Here is a 15236-nt window from a genome sequence, read left to right as displayed (position 1 = left end):
TTTTTTATATACTAAGGAATTATAAATTATTTGATTTGTTGATAATTTATAATTCCAACAGCTAAGCTTGAGCAACGAACACAGTCGTTCGCGACATGAGCGAAGCGAATTTTTTATATTTATAAGATTACAATATTATAATAAATCATAATAAACATCTATATATGCTAGCATTTGATCACCTAGACTAAGATAATAGTATATATAAGTTAAATAATTAGAGTGAAATAAGGTAGAAGCCTCTGGGTCATTTCTTAAAAGTGAATCTATCAAAGCTAATTGTTGAGCTAAAGTCATTTTATATGTTTCTGCTATAATACTAAGCTGTTGCGAAAATAATAAATCTGGTTCAGAATCACTATATTTTCTGTTAAAACTAGAAATTTTTGTCTCTATATCTGTTAGTTGAGTTATATAAAAATTTATTTGTTTTTTTAAGTCATTTGATTTGTCTTTTATTGTAAGAGCATTTATATCTATAGTACTGATATTTTCTCTAACTGCTTTTATTTCATTAAAGATAGATACTAATTCATTTTTTCCTTTTATATTTTGAAGCATTGGTGGAATAGCATAATTAGATTGCTGAGCAAAAGATGTTGGCACATTTATCATAATGGATAATAATAGCATTACAGTTATTAATATACGTCTTTTTTTCATTGTTGTCTCCTTTTATATAAGTGATATACATATGTTTTCCTATGGATTATAATTTATTCAATTTATATATACTTTTAATTTAAATTAATTGATAATTTTAAAAAGATTAAAATATTAAAAAATACTACATAATAATAATAGAATCAAAGTAAATTATATGAAAAATCACAAAAAATTTATAGTAGTAAAACTATTAAATATGGATAACTTAAGAATATAGTTAAGTAAAGAAAGGAAGCTAACATGGAAACCAAAAGAGAAGAATTAGACAATAATAAAGAAATAAAAAAATTATTAAAAGAAAATGATACAAAAATGGAAATAGCAGAAGAAGTTTATTCTAATAAAAAAGTATCAGATATATTAGGAGATAGACTAGCTAGACAAAGAAGATTTCCTCCATGCTAAAAAAATTATATTAAGGAGTGAATTAAATGAGCGAGAACAAATTTAAAAATGGACATTATAAAGACGCCCTACAATACGCAAAAGATGTATTGAGTAGTAGTTCCTCCATTGATGAAATAATTGCTAATTCAAATATAAAAGAAGAAAATTTAGATGATTTAGAAAAAGAAAACGAATAATATAAAAAGGATGATATATTTAATATTTCATCCTTTTTTACATATAAGGAAATTATATTTTATTTATAGATTGTTGGTTATAATATTTTGAAAATTTTAAATATTATAATATGAAAAGTAGTATAATTATCTATAGGATAAAGTAAATACGTCATTTAAAGGGGAGGGGAATAAAAATGAAGAACTTACTAAATCCATATAAGGGATTACCAAAAGAGATATATATATTATTTGTAGGAAAAATAGTAAACTCAATAGGAGCTTTTGTACATCCGCTTATGTCTTTGATATTAACTCAAAGAATAGGAATGTCTGCATCTGAGGCAGGACAATTCATAACAATCTTAGCCGTTTTTCAAGTTCCATGTATGATAGTTGGAGGTAAATTAGCAGATAGCATAGGAAGAAGAAAGGTTATAATAGGGTTTCAGCTTTTAGGTGCAGCTACATTTATAATTTGTGGACTTATACCTATATCTACTTTAACAGCAAAAATGATGATTTTATCGGCATGTTTTTATTCAGTATCTTCACCTGCTTATGATGCACTAAACGCAGATTTAACAGATGAATCTAATAGAAAAGAAGCATATTCATTATTATATATGGGCGCTAATATAGGTTATGCAATCGGTCCTATACTAGGTGGATTTTTATATAAAAATTACCTTCCTCTAATATTTATAGGAGATGCAATTACTACATTAATAGCTCTTTTCTTATTTATTAAATATGTAGGGGAAACAAAGAAAAAAGTAATTAAAAATGAACAAGAAGAAATAGAATTTGAAAATAGTAAAGTTTCAACGTTTAAAGTATTCTTACAAAGACCGATACTTATTTTATTTCCATTAATGATGCTTTTATTTCAACTTGTGTATTCTCAATGGGGATTTTCACTACCACTACAAATGGGAGAATTGTTTGGCGATGAAGGAGCTAAGTTATATGGCTTCTTAGGAGCATTTAATGCAATTATAGTAATAACATGTACTCCTTTATTAACTAGTAAAACTAGAAAGTACAATCCTTTAAATGTAATGGCAATAGGAGGATTAGGTTACGGATTATGTTTTTTAATTTATGGATATTCAAAAGTAATGACACTATTTTTTATAGGAACACTTTCTTTAACTATAGGGGAAATATTAATAGCCATAAACAACTCTGCATTTATAGCAAATAATACCCCTTCTTCTCATAGAGGCCGAATTAGTTCTATAATACCTATATTAACAGGGGCTGGATATGCATTAGGGCCAATGATAATGGGGAGAATCATTGATTTAAATGGTATGTATATATCATGTATAATTATAGCTATAATATCTGTTATTGGATCAGTTGGAATGTTTTCTTTAAACAAATTAAAAAATGTAAATAATTCATATTAAAAATAAATAACAAATATAAAGTAACTTATAGCTAATAGAAGCTGTAAGTTATTTTTAGTTTTAAAAAGTTTTATATTTAGAATATGTTTATCTTAGTATAATAAGAAGTAAATAAATTTATATGTGGTAATTAGTTTGATTAGAATAATATAATATGGGATAATACGTATTTTATATTTAAAAAATAAAATAAAGTTCATAAAATTGTTGATATATTAAATTAATATGCTATAATAAAAATATAAACACGAATAATAAATATAAAAAATAATAAAAAGTATTTATTTGGGGGAGGAAAAAGTATTTATGACAAGTAAAAGTTCGGTTATTTACCAACTAGATGGTAAGCCAAGACTAAAAGAGGCATTACCATTGGGGGTACAGCATATACTAGCAATGTTTGTTGGTAATGTAACACCACTTATAATAATAGCAGGTGCTCTTAATATGAACTTAGCAGATAAGACAGCTTTAGTTCAATGTGCAATGTTTGTATCAGGTATAGCAACATTAATTCAATGTTATAAGTTAGGACCATTTGGAGCAAGACTTCCAATAGTAATGGGAACAAGTTTTGGATTTTTACCAGTAGCAACGGCAATAGGAGCTAAATATGGATATGAAGCAGTATTAGGGGCTTGTTTAATAGGTGGATTAGTAGAAATAATTCTTGGAAATGGAATGAAAAAATTAAGAAAATTCTTCCCACCAGTAGTATCTGGAACTGTGGTTTTAGCAATGGGGATATCACTACTTCCAACTGGTATAAAATACTTTGCAGGTGGAGTCGGGGCGCCAGATTTTGGATCACCCTCAAATTTATTTTTAGGAACAGTAGTTTTATTAACGGTATTATTTTTTAATCAATATACAAAAGGTATAACAAGTTTAGCATCAATACTTATAGGACTTATAGTAGGATACATAATAGCAATACCGATGGGGAAAGTAGATTTCTCTCAATTATCAACAATATCAATGTTATCTATTCCAACACCATTTAAATTTGGAATGGAGTTTCATATAGATGCAATAGTTGCAATGGTATGTATGTACTTAGTTTCATCTGTTGAAACTGTTGGTCACATAACTGCTATAGCATATGATGGAATAGGGCGTGAGGCAACTGATAAAGAAGTTTCAGGTGGAATAATGGCAGATGGACTTGGAAGTATGATAGCAGCAATGTTTAGTATATTACCAAATACATCTTTTGGTCAAAATGTAGGATTAATAGCTCTTACAAAAGTTATAAATAGAAATGTTATAGCATTAGGTGCGCTATTTTTAATACTAGCAGGAATATTTCCTCAACTAGGGGCTGTAATATCTATAATGCCATCAAGTGTATTAGGTGGAGCTAGTATAATGATGTTTGCTATGATAGCAGTAAGTGGTATAAAGTTAATAACAAGTGAACCATTAAATAATAGAAATAGTACAATAGTAGCTTTAGCTATAGGAATGGGAGTTGGACTTTCATTTGTACCAGATGCTTTAGCTAGTATGCCAGAATCAATACAACTTATATTTGGAGATTCAGGATTAGTACTTGTAGCACTTATAGCAGTTGTTTTAAATATAGTATTACCAAAAGAAAAAGTACAAAAGAGAATGTAGAGTTAGAAGCACAAATATCTTAATACATATATAAATCCTTTCATTAAATTGAAAGGATTTTTTATTGCAAAAATACTATATTGATTTTAAATCTATGAAATATAAAAATAGTTAACGATGCTAAAATAACTAGATGAATTAAGTTTAGGTTAAAAATAACGTATAATTCTGAATGCGAATCTCGTGTCTTGAAAAAGAGGAGATTTATTATCTAAGAGACTTTTTATATTTAAATAAAAAATAGTAGGAAAACTGTTAAAGGTTAGGAAAAAAAGGAGATAAATTATGTTACAATACAATTATGTGACATTAAAAAGGTTTTATATATAAATAAATTGTATAAGTTGCTGTATCATTATAAATAATAGTAAATTAGGGGAGAATTGTATTATGAAATTAAAGAAAAGTTTAATAGCTTTATTATTAGGAGTTATGTCTATGTCTATGGTGGCGTGTTCGGAGCCAGAGAGTGAAAAAGTCGTAAGTGGAAGTATTACTCCAGTAGGAGAAAAGAAAGATGAAGTTGCAGAAGAAGATACTCAGGTTGAAGAAGATGTTCCAACAGAATATAAGTCTGCATTAAGAAAAGCAAAAACATATAGCGATACTATGAGTATGTCTAAGGCTGGACTATATGAACAGTTAACATCAGAGTATGGAGAGAAGTTTCCACAAGAAGCTGCTCAATATGCTATAGATAATGTAGAAGCAGATTGGAAAGAAAATGCATTAAAAAAAGCAAAAACATATCAAAAAGACATGGCAATGTCTTCAAGTGCAATTTATGATCAATTAATATCAGACTATGGTGAGAAATTTACAGAAGAAGAAGCACAGTATGCCATAGATAATCTAGAATAATACATATAATTAAGCTAAAATAGGCTAGGGTAAAACCTAGTCTTATTTTTTATTACATTTAAAAACTCAAATATCATAATAAATTAAAGATCCCTTCAATTAATTTGGAGGGATTTTTAATTTATGATTTAACTTGATTAAAGTGGATTTTTATTACTAAAATTCCCTAATTGGCATTGTAGTTATAGTATAATGTAGATAGGGGGAGATTTATGAGAGGAAAAATCACATCAGCAAGAGGAAATTTATCGCAATATTTAGTCAGAAAATTAAGACAAAGCACAATAAATAAAAGGCTTTTAATATCATTTCTAATAATATCTATAGTACCAGTAATTTTAATATTCTTAGTAGTTAATACAACATCAGTGAACTTAATAAAAAACAATATAATAGCAAACGACAAAGTAACATCTAAACTAATAACAAACTCTATAACCGATTATATAAGTAAGTTTGATTCAATAACAAATGAAATTATATGGAGTTCTACATTATTAAATGATATGAAAGAATATAAAAATCTTACTATAAAAGAAAGAAATAAATTTAATGATGAACTATCTAAGATATTACGTTCTAGAACTACATATATATCAGATATTGCTGATTTTACACTTTTAAATGAAGATTTTAATGTAGTGTATAATGAGGGATTTAGTTATATAAAACAAGAAACAAAATTAGATGAAATATCAAAAGGAATAAAAAATAAAAAGATAATAAATTGGACATCTGTAAAAAATGCAGAAGGTAATTATATAGCAATAACAAAACCAATTAAAATGGGTAATAAGACTTACGGTCATATATTTTTGGCACTTAAGGAAAAGGTTATTTTAGAAATGTTTAAAGACTATAATATTAATTTTAATGGTGGAGGAGTTATAGTAGATGAAAATAATAATATTATAGTTATAAATAATGAAGAATTACTTATAAACGAAAGTAATGATTCATATAAACAAGATTATTTGCAATATATAGAAAAAAGAAATTTAGATAATATAGAAATAATAAAAGAAATCGATAATAGTACAAGTATAGGCAAGATAAATGGTAAAAAATTTATAATAACTCGCAAAAGCATTAGTTATGCATCATGGGATCTATTAGGTATAATACCATACAGTTTTATATATTCAAGTTGTGCTGACATTTATATAATTTATGCACTTGTAGCTATAGCTATGTTAGCGCTATCTATTTTTATTGTAATAATTATACATAAATCTATAACAAAACCTATAAATGAAATAATTTATACAATGAACAATGTAGAGGAAAGCACAATAGGAAAAGAAATGATAATTAGTGGAAATGATGAGATATCATTTATAATGCAAAAATATAATGAAATGTCTAGAAAACTTAAAGTTCTTATACATACTGTCAAATTAAGAGAAAAAGAGAAAAGAGAAGTTACACTTCGAATGTTGCAAGCTCAAATAAATCCTCATTTTCTATTTAATACATTAGGGAGCTTAAGGTATGTAGCAATTATGAATAATGACAATACTGTAGGAAACGGTCTTGAAGCGTTAGCAAAACTGCTAAGAAGTATAATACTCAATAAAGATGAATTTATAAGCGTTAATCAAGAAATAGAAAATGTTAAAAACTATATTACAATACAAAAAATTAGGTACGGAGATATATTTAATATTGACTACTTTATAGATGAAAGTATATTAGAACAAAAAATACTTAAATTTATACTTCAGCCAATAGTTGAAAATTGTATATTACATGGATTTGAAGATGCAAATGATACTAATTATATAAATATAAATGTATGTGATAATGGAGAATTTATAAATTTTGAAATTATAGATAATGGAATAGGAATAGATGAATGTCGTCTAGATGAGGGGAACTTTAATATAGATAAATTTGCTGGAATAGGTGTTAAAAATATAAAAGAAAGATTAAATTTATATTATGAAGGAGTTTATATATTTGAAATTACATCAAAATATCAAAGTGGAACTATAACTAAAATAGTTATTCCTAAAATAATAGGGGGATAAAAAATGAGGGTGTTAATAGTTGAAGATGAATATATAACAAGAACATTTTTAAGTTCTATAATAAATTGGGAAGAAGAAGAAATGACCTTAGTTAGTTTAGTTAAAGATGGAATAGAAGCCCTTAATATTATAGAAAAAGAAAGCATTGATATAGTAATTACAGATTTGAAAATGCCTAAAATGGATGGAAATACTTTAATTAAGGAATTAAAAAATAAAAATTTTAATGGAAAAATAATAGTACTTAGCAATTTTGATGATTTTAGCTCAGTAAAAGAAGCTATGAAAAATGGAGCTTTTGAGTATTTATTAAAAGTAACTATAAATAAAGATGAGTTACTAGGAGTGTTAAATAAAGCTAGAGAAGAATTAAAGGAAAGTAATAAACTTATAAAAGATAATAATATTGTTGAAATATCTAGTGAAAAACTTAAGGTTGATGAATACTTAGAAAAGTACCTTAAAGGAGATAAGAGTATAGATTTAGAAAAAAGCTTAGAAAATAAATATTTAAAAGATTACACATTTATATATCTTAGAGCTTTGAGTACAGATATTGAAAATATAGAGAAAGAAAAAAAGCTAAATGCTTTTATATCGAATATAATTAGTTCTTGTGCACTTTATATTAACTCAAAATTTATATCACTAATAAATATAAAAAGAAATGAATATGTAATTTTCATAAAAGCAAATAAAGAAAGTGATGATATAAATTTACTAATATCAAATATAACAAGAAATGTAGCTCAGTACTTAGATATGGAGTTTGAAAAAGTTATACATAAAAAGTGCAGTAATATTGAAGAAGCATTAAAATTAATAGAAATTCAAAGAGAAGAAGATGATTACAAAATAAACTCGAAAGTAGCCAAATGCAGAAAAGAAGTTAAAAAAATCGTTGAGTATATAAACCATAATTTAGGTAAGAAATTATCTTTAGAGCTATTAGCTAAACTTGTAAATATGAATGAATCATATTTAAGTAGGATATTTAAAGATGAACTAGATATGACTATATCAGATTATATAAAGATTAAAAGACTAGAAAAAGCAAAAGAACTTTTAAAGCAAAGTGATATGAGAGTAAAGGATGTAGCAATAAATGTTGGAATACAAGACCAACTATACTTTAGTAGACTATTTACTAAATTCTTTAATATAACCCCTAGCGAGTATAAAGAAAAGTACAATAAATTGTAATAATTATCCATATTGATGTAAAAATTTTATATTTTTATATAAATTTAAATGATTTACAATTATAACGAGAAAACGATTTCAAATGAAGATTTCTTATAAAAAAGCTAGGAGGGGTATTATGAAGCATCCATTTAAAAAAATAGGATCATTATTAGCAGTTACAGTTATGGTTATGGGATCACTAGTTGGTTGTTCATCTACAGGGGGAGATAAAGCAGATGAAGGTGCTAAAGGAGACGCAGCTTCAGGAAAAATTGAGGGAAAACTTGATGTAGCAGTATTTGAGGGTGGATTTGGTACAGCATTTTGGGAAGAAGCTGAAAAGAAATTTGAGGAAAAATACCCAGATGTTGATGTTGTATTAAATGCAAGTCCAAACATAGGAGATGTAATAAGACCACAAATAGCAAGTGGAAATTCTCCAGATTTTATATACCATAGTGCACAAAATGCGCAAAGTGTTGCTAAAGCTTTAATAAAAGATAAAAACTTAGCTGATTTAACAGATGTATTTGAAAAGCCTGCACCAGGAGAAGATAAACCAATAAAAGATAAGATGATGGAAGGATTCTTAGATAAGCCATCTTGTGCTCCATATGAAGATGGAAAAGTTTATCTTGCACCACTTTATTATAATGTAACAGGTCTTTGGTATAATAAAGCATTATTTGAAGAAAAGGGATGGGAAGTTCCGAAAACTTGGGATCAATTCTTTGAATTAGGTAAAAAAGCTAAGGCTGAAGGCGTAGCTTTATTTACATACCAAGGTCAAAGTCCAGGATACTTAGAAGCAATCGTATGGCCAGCAATAGCATCATATGCTGGTGAAGGTGCAGTAGAAGATATATTTAATTTTAAAGAAGGTGCTTGGGATAAGCCAGAAGTTAAAGAAGCACTTGCTAATATAGAAAAAATAGGAAAAGATGGAGATTTATTAAAAGGAACAGTAGCTATGAATCATATTCAAGCTCAAACTGCTCACTTAAAAGGAGAAGCTCTATTCTGCCCTAATGGTAACTGGTATGAAGGTGAAATGAAAGATGCTATCCAAGAAGGATGGGAATGGGGATTCATGGCTCCACCAGCTGCTAAAGAAGGTTCAGATCAATTTGTATCTACAATGATTGAAGAAATGTATATACCAGGAAACTCTGATAATATAGAAACTGCTAAAGAATTTATGAGATTCTTATATAGTGATGAAATGGTAGAAGCTAATGCTAAATTAAATCAAGCAGTAGTTCCAACTAAAGACGCTTTAAATATAGCTAAGCAGTATTTACCAGAATCAAACTATAATTGTTTAACAGTATTTGAAAGTGGAGTAAAGCCAATAGTTGAAGCTTGGAAAACTGTAGAAAATACTGAAATAAATATGAGAGAAGAAGTATTTGGTAAAGCAGGAGCTGTATTTAACGGAGAAGTAAGTGCACAAGGATGGGTTGATGGATTAAATAAATCAAATGAAAAAGTAATAAGTGCAATGAGTAAATAATTCGCGAAAAATTGGCGGATAGAAAAGGCTGCTTAGCTGCAGCCTTTTTTTATAAAATATAGATACATTTTGAATACATTAAACAATAATTTTTCTATTAAAGTTTATATACAAAATTTATACGAATGTAGATTTTAATAGTAAAATTAATAAAAAATGGGGGGAAGGACAAATGGCAGGTAAGGGAAGAGTAACAATACCAACAGATGTAGGAATTGATGAGTTAATGAAAGAAGTTATAAATAAGTGGGGAGCAGATGCAATTAGAGATTGTGATGGTACAAAATTATCAAGTGATCTACAAAGTTTAAATTTAAAAATGTACTCAACATATCTACCAACAAGAAATGATCAAAAGTGGGCAAAAGACCATTTAGATCAACTTCAACAATTATATGTTGTAAGTGAGCCTCAAATAGCAATAGAATCGATTATTTCAATTGATATAATGAAAGGTTTCTATAAAGAGCAATTTAAACCTAATACAAAAGATGATATTAAAACTTTATGGGAAGTTATAGATAGAACTACTGGAAAAACTCTAGATAGTGATAAATGGGAGTATGATTATGAAACTGAAAATGTAATAGTAAAAGAATCTATACCTTTTCATGAATATACAGTAAGCTTTTTAGTTTACCAAATATGGGACCCAACTCAAATGTATAACCATATAACTAATAACTGGGGAGATAAAGCCCATGAAATGCCTTACGATGGAAGACATCCAGAAACATTTGAACATATGAAAAGCTATCTTAAAAATTGGATAGAAGAAAATCCAGAAATAGATGTAGTAAGATTTACAACATTCTTCTATCACTTTACATTAATATATAATGATATAGCAAAGGAAAAGTTTGTTGATTGGTTTGGATATTCTTCATCTCTTAGTAAAGAGTGTTTAGATGAATTTGAAAAAGAAAAAGGATATAGACTAAAAGCTGAAGATATAATAGATGAGGGATATTATAATTCACCATTTAGAATACCTTCTAAAGAGTATTTAGACTTTGTAGATTTCCAATCAAAGTTTGTAGCAACTCATGCTAAAGAATTTGTAGATATAGCACATGATGCTAAAAAAGAAACTATGATGTTTTTAGGTGATAACTGGATAGGTACAGAGCCATATGGAAAATATTTTGAATCTATAGGACTTGATGCAGTAGTGGGTTCAGTTGGGAATGGTACTACTATGAGAATGATATCAGATATTCCAGGTGTTAAATATACAGAAGGTAGATTTTTACCATACTTCTTCCCAGATGTATTTAGAGAAGGTGGAGACCCAGTAGGAGAAGCTAAAGAAAACTGGGCTCAAGCAAGACGTGCAATACTTAGAAAGCCACTTGATAGAATAGGATATGGTGGATATTTGGGATTAGCACTACAATTTCCTGAATTTGTTGAAGAAGTAGAAAGAATTTGTGAAGAATTTAGAACAATACATGATAATATAAAAGGAACAAAAGCTCATACTGCACCATTTAAAGTAGCTATACTTAACTGTTTTGGTAAAATGAGAAGTTGGCAAACAAACCAAGTAGCTCACGCTCTTTGGTATAAAGAAATATATTCATACGTTGGAGTAATAGAGTGTTTAAGTGGAATGCCAGTAGATGTTGAATTTATAAACTTTGAAGATATAAGAAATGGAGTGCCTAAAGATATTGGAGTAATAATAAATGCTGGAGATGCTATGACTGCTTGGAGTGGTGGAGAAAATTGGGTAGATGAACAAATAATAACTACTTTAAGAAAATGGGTATATGAAGGTGGAGGATTTATAGGGGTAGGTGAACCTACTGCTTATCAAAAGCAAGGTAAGTATTTCCAATTATTTGATGTACTTGGAGTAGATAGAGAGTTAACTTATGGATTATCATATAGAAAATACCACGAGTTAACTAAGAATCACTTTATAATAGATGAAATAAATGATAAGTTTAACTTTGGCGAAGGCAAAGAAGGGATATTTAAAAAGAGAGATAGTGTAGAAATTCTATCTATTCATAAAGGAGATATAGCTTTATCTACTAATACTTATGGAAAAGGTAGAGCAGTTTATATGTCAGGACTTCCATATACTCCAGAAAACTGTAGATTACTTTTAAGGAGTATTTATTGGGCTAAAAATATGGAAGATAAGATGAAAGAATATTATGTAAGCAATATAAATACAGAGTGTGCAGCATTTACTGAAGTTGGTAAAATGGCTGTTATAAATAACTCTTTTGAAGCTCAGAGTACAGATGTATATGTTAAGGGAGAATTAATTGATATTTTAACATTAAATCCTGGAGAACTTATCTGGATGGATATTAAATAATTAAATTGAGAAATCCTATGGAATTAGGCATTAATGTTCTAGTTTCATAGGATTTTTTATATGAAATAGTGTAAACTTATAGTATGGAGGGGTGAAATGAACGAATTAATATATTTTTTAGTTGGGTTAATATCAACAACAGTAGGGGCTATATCAGGTATTGGTGGCGGAGTTATTATAAAGCCAGTTCTTGATATGTTAGGAAATTATGATATCGCAAGTATCGGTGTTTTATCAGCTTTTACAGTTTTTTCTATGTCTATCGTATCTCTAGGAAAAAGCATAAAAAACAAAGTAAAATTAGATGGAAAAAGAACTATCACCCTAGCAATAGGATCTATATTAGGAGGAGTAATTGGGAAAAGTGCATTTCAAATATTTTTAAATATATTAAATAATAATGTATTAGCTCAAAAGATACAATCTATAATTTTATTTTTACTAATGTCTGCAGTACTTATTCTTTATAGTAAGGAAGGAAAGATAAAGGGATTTAAAATAGAAAGTGTTAGTATTTGCTTTTTAGCAGGATTAATATTAGGAATTATCGCATCTTTTTTAGGAATAGGTGGAGGACCACTTAATGTAATTGTGCTTATGTATGTATTAGGTATGGATGCAAAATCATCTGCTATTCATTCTATATTTATAATATTTTTCTCACAAGGTTCAAAGCTTATAACTATTTTACTTAATGAAGGATTTTTAGTATACAATTTAGAAGTTGTAGTATATATGATATTAGGAGGAATACTTGGTGGATTTTTAGGAAGTAATTTTTCTAGACGTATGAAAAGGGAAGATGTTAAAAAGCTTTTTACATATTGTATGATGCTTATAATGTGTTTTAATTTTTACAATATAATTAAGTAAAATACTAAAAATATTTACAATATAACTTATTCTTACAATAGGTATATAAATAAGTATTTAAAAATATATAAATTTTAGTGATAAAAAGGGGGGATTTGATGCTTAGGGAAAAAGAAACTCTTGTTGATGAAGCGAGGAAAAGTAAAAAGTTACCTAATGTTATTTGGGCTATAATACTAGCATTAATATTTATGTATGGAGGTTCGATTATTGGTGGAATTGGAATAATACCAATATTTCGAGTATTAGGTAAGATTCCGTATTTTAGATTAAATCTAGAATTATTGTACTTACTAATTTCATTAATAAGTTTTGCATTTATATCATTATTAGTTTTCTTCAGGATTACAATGATAGAAAAAAGGAAGTTATCTTCAATTGGTTTTCATAAAAATAACTGGTTTAAAAAATATGGCTTTGGATTTTTTATAGGCTTAGCTATGATGAGTTTGGTAGTATTAATACTATTTTTACTAGGGTGTGTAACTGTTGAAACAAAATCTGTCCAACCAGTAGGATTTTCAGCGATACTTCCTGTATTAATAGTATTAATAGGATGGGTAATACAAGGTGGAACTGAAGAGGTAGTAACAAGAGGTTGGCTTATGAACGTATTAGGGGCTAGATACAATATAGCTTTAGGGCTTATTATATCTTCAACATTATTTGGTTTATTACATTTAGGAAACCCGAATGTTAACTATGTTGCCATTATAAATATAATATTAGTTGGATTATTTTATGGATTATATGTTATGAAAACTAATGATTTGTGGGCTGTATGTGGAATGCATAGTGCATGGAACTTTGCCCAAGGTAATCTATTTGGATTTGAAGTAAGTGGATTAAATGTTCAAGTTGGAAGTTTGTTTGATTTTAACTTAGTTGGAAAAGATTTTATATCTGGAGGTTCTTTTGGACCGGAGGCAGGGCTAGGGGCTACTATTGTACTATTAGCTGGAATAGCTATTATATATGTTCTAGATAAAAAAGGTAAATTTAGTAAAATATAATATATAAATATAATAAAAAAAGAGGAAGTAAGCTTTAAAATACAGCTAAAATCCTCTTGTTTTTTATTATTTAACTATAAAAGATACAATTGCTATAATTATAAATAGTACTCCGCCCAAGAATTGTCCTAATCCAGAAGCTTCTCCCATTAATATCAGGTTAAATATATTTTTACCTGTTTGAGTTTTTCCAAATAGGCCATCATCTGTTTTCATTCTGTATATTCCCCATAGTATTAAAACCACTCCAAAAAGTATAGCTAACATTTGCATAATTTAAATTCCTCCATTTATTGTATTATTATTTGTCATCGTCTTCGAATATAAAAGTTTCTTCAATTGATAGATTAAAAACTGAAGCTATTTTATATGCAAGTAGAACAGATGGATTATATTTTTGTTTCTCCAAAGAGATAATTGTTCTTGAAGATACACATACCTTATCGGCTAATTCCTGTTGTGTTATTCCATGCTCTAATCTCAATTCCTTTACTATGTTTTTCATTAATCCCCCTAATTACAACGTGTGGTTATAGTATTTTCTAGATAACATTTCAGTGATCATAAAAGATATTAATATAGCGAATAGAGCAGTATTTGCTGAAATTACAACCAAGTTAGAAATAAACATAATAATTAGAATTAGACATACTAAGATATTTAATGTAAATTTAGCAACTTTTCCGTCTATTAAATCATCTCTCTCATCATATTCTTTTGATAGTTCTTTATCTATCTCTTTGGCATTGGTTTGATATTTAATATAAGAAACCATAGAACATATAAATATTATTGCGCCAATTAATATATTTAAATAACCAAAGTCAAATCCTGTTGATACATTAAAAATTATATCAATGCCACCAATGATAATAAGCATAAGTGATGCCGAAATACGCTGCATAAATTTATTTTTCAAATAAATCACCCCTAACATAAAATAAATTAACTTCGTGTGAAGTTGATTTCATATGAAGTTTTCTTCATGTGAAGTTAATTTCATATTACTCTGTCTTAATAAAAATGTCAATAATTAATTTATGATTTTTTATTAGGAATTAAGGATAATGAGAAAAAATAAATACAAATGTATTATAAATATAGGCTATAATAAGAGTAATTAACAGAGTTTGAGATGATATATAAAGTATAAATACAGTAATAA

Annotated in this window: 15 protein-coding genes; 11 read left to right on the top strand and 4 right to left on the bottom strand. The window is 27.7% G+C overall.

Annotated features, from left to right (window positions below; genetic code table 11):
- Positions 1-135 precede the first annotated feature (135 nt).
- Positions 136-663: a hypothetical protein gene (locus BN899_RS08605; RefSeq protein ID WP_042274668.1), complete on the bottom strand. Its 528-nt coding sequence runs from the start codon at positions 661-663 to the stop codon at positions 136-138.
- Between the two features lie 243 nt (positions 664-906).
- On the opposite strand from BN899_RS08605, the gene BN899_RS19030 reads away from it, so the two are divergent.
- From BN899_RS19030 to BN899_RS08560, 11 genes are all read left to right on the top strand, one after another.
- The gene (locus tag BN899_RS19030; RefSeq protein ID WP_154658894.1) at positions 907-1071 is read left to right on the top strand and encodes a hypothetical protein; all 165 of its coding nucleotides are present in this window, start codon (positions 907-909) and stop codon (positions 1069-1071) included.
- 26 nt (positions 1072-1097) lie between these two features.
- Entirely contained in the window at positions 1098-1250 is a 153-nt protein-coding gene (locus BN899_RS19025) for a hypothetical protein (RefSeq protein WP_154658893.1), read from the top strand.
- A 176-nt stretch (positions 1251-1426) separates the two neighbouring features.
- Positions 1427-2644, top strand: a complete 1218-nt coding sequence (locus tag BN899_RS08600) for an MFS transporter (RefSeq protein WP_042274666.1) — start codon at positions 1427-1429, stop codon at positions 2642-2644.
- Between the two features lie 306 nt (positions 2645-2950).
- Complete coding sequence (locus tag BN899_RS08595; RefSeq protein ID WP_042274664.1) at positions 2951-4264, top strand: uracil-xanthine permease family protein; 1314 nt, start codon at positions 2951-2953, stop codon at positions 4262-4264.
- Positions 4265-4654: 390 nt separating this feature from the next.
- The gene (locus tag BN899_RS08590; RefSeq protein ID WP_042274662.1) at positions 4655-5125 is read left to right on the top strand and encodes an Ltp family lipoprotein; all 471 of its coding nucleotides are present in this window, start codon (positions 4655-4657) and stop codon (positions 5123-5125) included.
- Positions 5126-5337: 212 nt separating this feature from the next.
- Positions 5338-7155 carry a sensor histidine kinase gene (locus BN899_RS08585; protein ID WP_052356756.1) on the top strand — a complete coding sequence of 606 codons (1818 nt, stop codon included), beginning with the start codon at positions 5338-5340 and terminating at the stop codon, positions 7153-7155.
- A 3-nt stretch (positions 7156-7158) separates the two neighbouring features.
- Complete coding sequence (locus BN899_RS08580) at positions 7159-8358, top strand: response regulator transcription factor (RefSeq protein ID WP_042274660.1); 1200 nt, start codon at positions 7159-7161, stop codon at positions 8356-8358.
- 118 nt (positions 8359-8476) lie between these two features.
- A complete protein-coding gene (locus BN899_RS08575) occupies positions 8477-9853 on the top strand; it encodes a carbohydrate ABC transporter substrate-binding protein (RefSeq protein ID WP_042274658.1) in 1377 nt (458 codons plus the stop codon).
- Between the two features lie 172 nt (positions 9854-10025).
- Positions 10026-12185, top strand: a complete 2160-nt coding sequence (gene gnpA / locus BN899_RS08570; protein ID WP_042274656.1) for a 1,3-beta-galactosyl-N-acetylhexosamine phosphorylase — start codon at positions 10026-10028, stop codon at positions 12183-12185.
- 96 nt (positions 12186-12281) lie between these two features.
- Positions 12282-13058 carry a sulfite exporter TauE/SafE family protein gene (locus BN899_RS08565; RefSeq protein WP_042274654.1) on the top strand — a complete coding sequence of 259 codons (777 nt, stop codon included), beginning with the start codon at positions 12282-12284 and terminating at the stop codon, positions 13056-13058.
- 98 nt (positions 13059-13156) lie between these two features.
- Positions 13157-14071, top strand: a complete 915-nt coding sequence (locus tag BN899_RS08560; RefSeq protein WP_052356754.1) for a CPBP family intramembrane glutamic endopeptidase — start codon at positions 13157-13159, stop codon at positions 14069-14071.
- A 66-nt stretch (positions 14072-14137) separates the two neighbouring features.
- On the opposite strand, the gene BN899_RS08555 is transcribed toward BN899_RS08560, so the two are convergent.
- The 3 genes from BN899_RS08555 to BN899_RS08545 are packed head-to-tail and all read right to left on the bottom strand — an operon-like array spanning position 14138 to position 14951.
- Positions 14138-14344 carry a hypothetical protein gene (locus BN899_RS08555; RefSeq protein WP_042274651.1) on the bottom strand — a complete coding sequence of 69 codons (207 nt, stop codon included), beginning with the start codon at positions 14342-14344 and terminating at the stop codon, positions 14138-14140.
- Between the two features lie 28 nt (positions 14345-14372).
- Positions 14373-14576: a helix-turn-helix transcriptional regulator gene (locus BN899_RS08550; RefSeq protein WP_042274650.1), complete on the bottom strand. Its 204-nt coding sequence runs from the start codon at positions 14574-14576 to the stop codon at positions 14373-14375.
- Positions 14577-14588: 12 nt separating this feature from the next.
- A complete protein-coding gene (locus BN899_RS08545) occupies positions 14589-14951 on the bottom strand; it encodes a hypothetical protein (RefSeq protein WP_207636851.1) in 363 nt (120 codons plus the stop codon).
- Positions 14952-15236 lie beyond the last annotated feature (285 nt).

It is taken from the genome of Faecalimicrobium dakarense (genome assembly GCF_000499525.1).
GTDB classification, from domain to species: Bacteria; Bacillota; Clostridia; order Peptostreptococcales; family Peptostreptococcaceae; genus Faecalimicrobium; species Faecalimicrobium dakarense.
Note: the sequence above shows the minus strand (reverse complement) of the source record. Positions and strands in the feature narration are given on the sequence as shown.

Coding starts and splice junctions, on each gene's coding strand:
- BN899_RS08600 (WP_042274666.1), top strand. CDS start 1,427: ATGAAGAACTTACTAAATCCATATAAGGGATTACCAAAAGAGATATAT.
- gnpA (WP_042274656.1), top strand. CDS start 10,026: ATGGCAGGTAAGGGAAGAGTAACAATACCAACAGATGTAGGAATTGAT.
- BN899_RS19025 (WP_154658893.1), top strand. CDS start 1,098: ATGAGCGAGAACAAATTTAAAAATGGACATTATAAAGACGCCCTACAA.
- BN899_RS08585 (WP_052356756.1), top strand. CDS start 5,338: ATGAGAGGAAAAATCACATCAGCAAGAGGAAATTTATCGCAATATTTA.
- BN899_RS08545 (WP_207636851.1), bottom strand. CDS start 14,951: ATGCTTATTATCATTGGTGGCATTGATATAATTTTTAATGTATCAACA.
- BN899_RS08580 (WP_042274660.1), top strand. CDS start 7,159: ATGAGGGTGTTAATAGTTGAAGATGAATATATAACAAGAACATTTTTA.
- BN899_RS08575 (WP_042274658.1), top strand. CDS start 8,477: ATGAAGCATCCATTTAAAAAAATAGGATCATTATTAGCAGTTACAGTT.
- BN899_RS08595 (WP_042274664.1), top strand. CDS start 2,951: ATGACAAGTAAAAGTTCGGTTATTTACCAACTAGATGGTAAGCCAAGA.
- BN899_RS08590 (WP_042274662.1), top strand. CDS start 4,655: ATGAAATTAAAGAAAAGTTTAATAGCTTTATTATTAGGAGTTATGTCT.
- BN899_RS19030 (WP_154658894.1), top strand. CDS start 907: ATGGAAACCAAAAGAGAAGAATTAGACAATAATAAAGAAATAAAAAAA.
- BN899_RS08560 (WP_052356754.1), top strand. CDS start 13,157: ATGCTTAGGGAAAAAGAAACTCTTGTTGATGAAGCGAGGAAAAGTAAA.
- BN899_RS08565 (WP_042274654.1), top strand. CDS start 12,282: ATGAACGAATTAATATATTTTTTAGTTGGGTTAATATCAACAACAGTA.
- BN899_RS08605 (WP_042274668.1), bottom strand. CDS start 663: ATGAAAAAAAGACGTATATTAATAACTGTAATGCTATTATTATCCATT.
- BN899_RS08555 (WP_042274651.1), bottom strand. CDS start 14,344: ATGCAAATGTTAGCTATACTTTTTGGAGTGGTTTTAATACTATGGGGA.
- BN899_RS08550 (WP_042274650.1), bottom strand. CDS start 14,576: ATGAAAAACATAGTAAAGGAATTGAGATTAGAGCATGGAATAACACAA.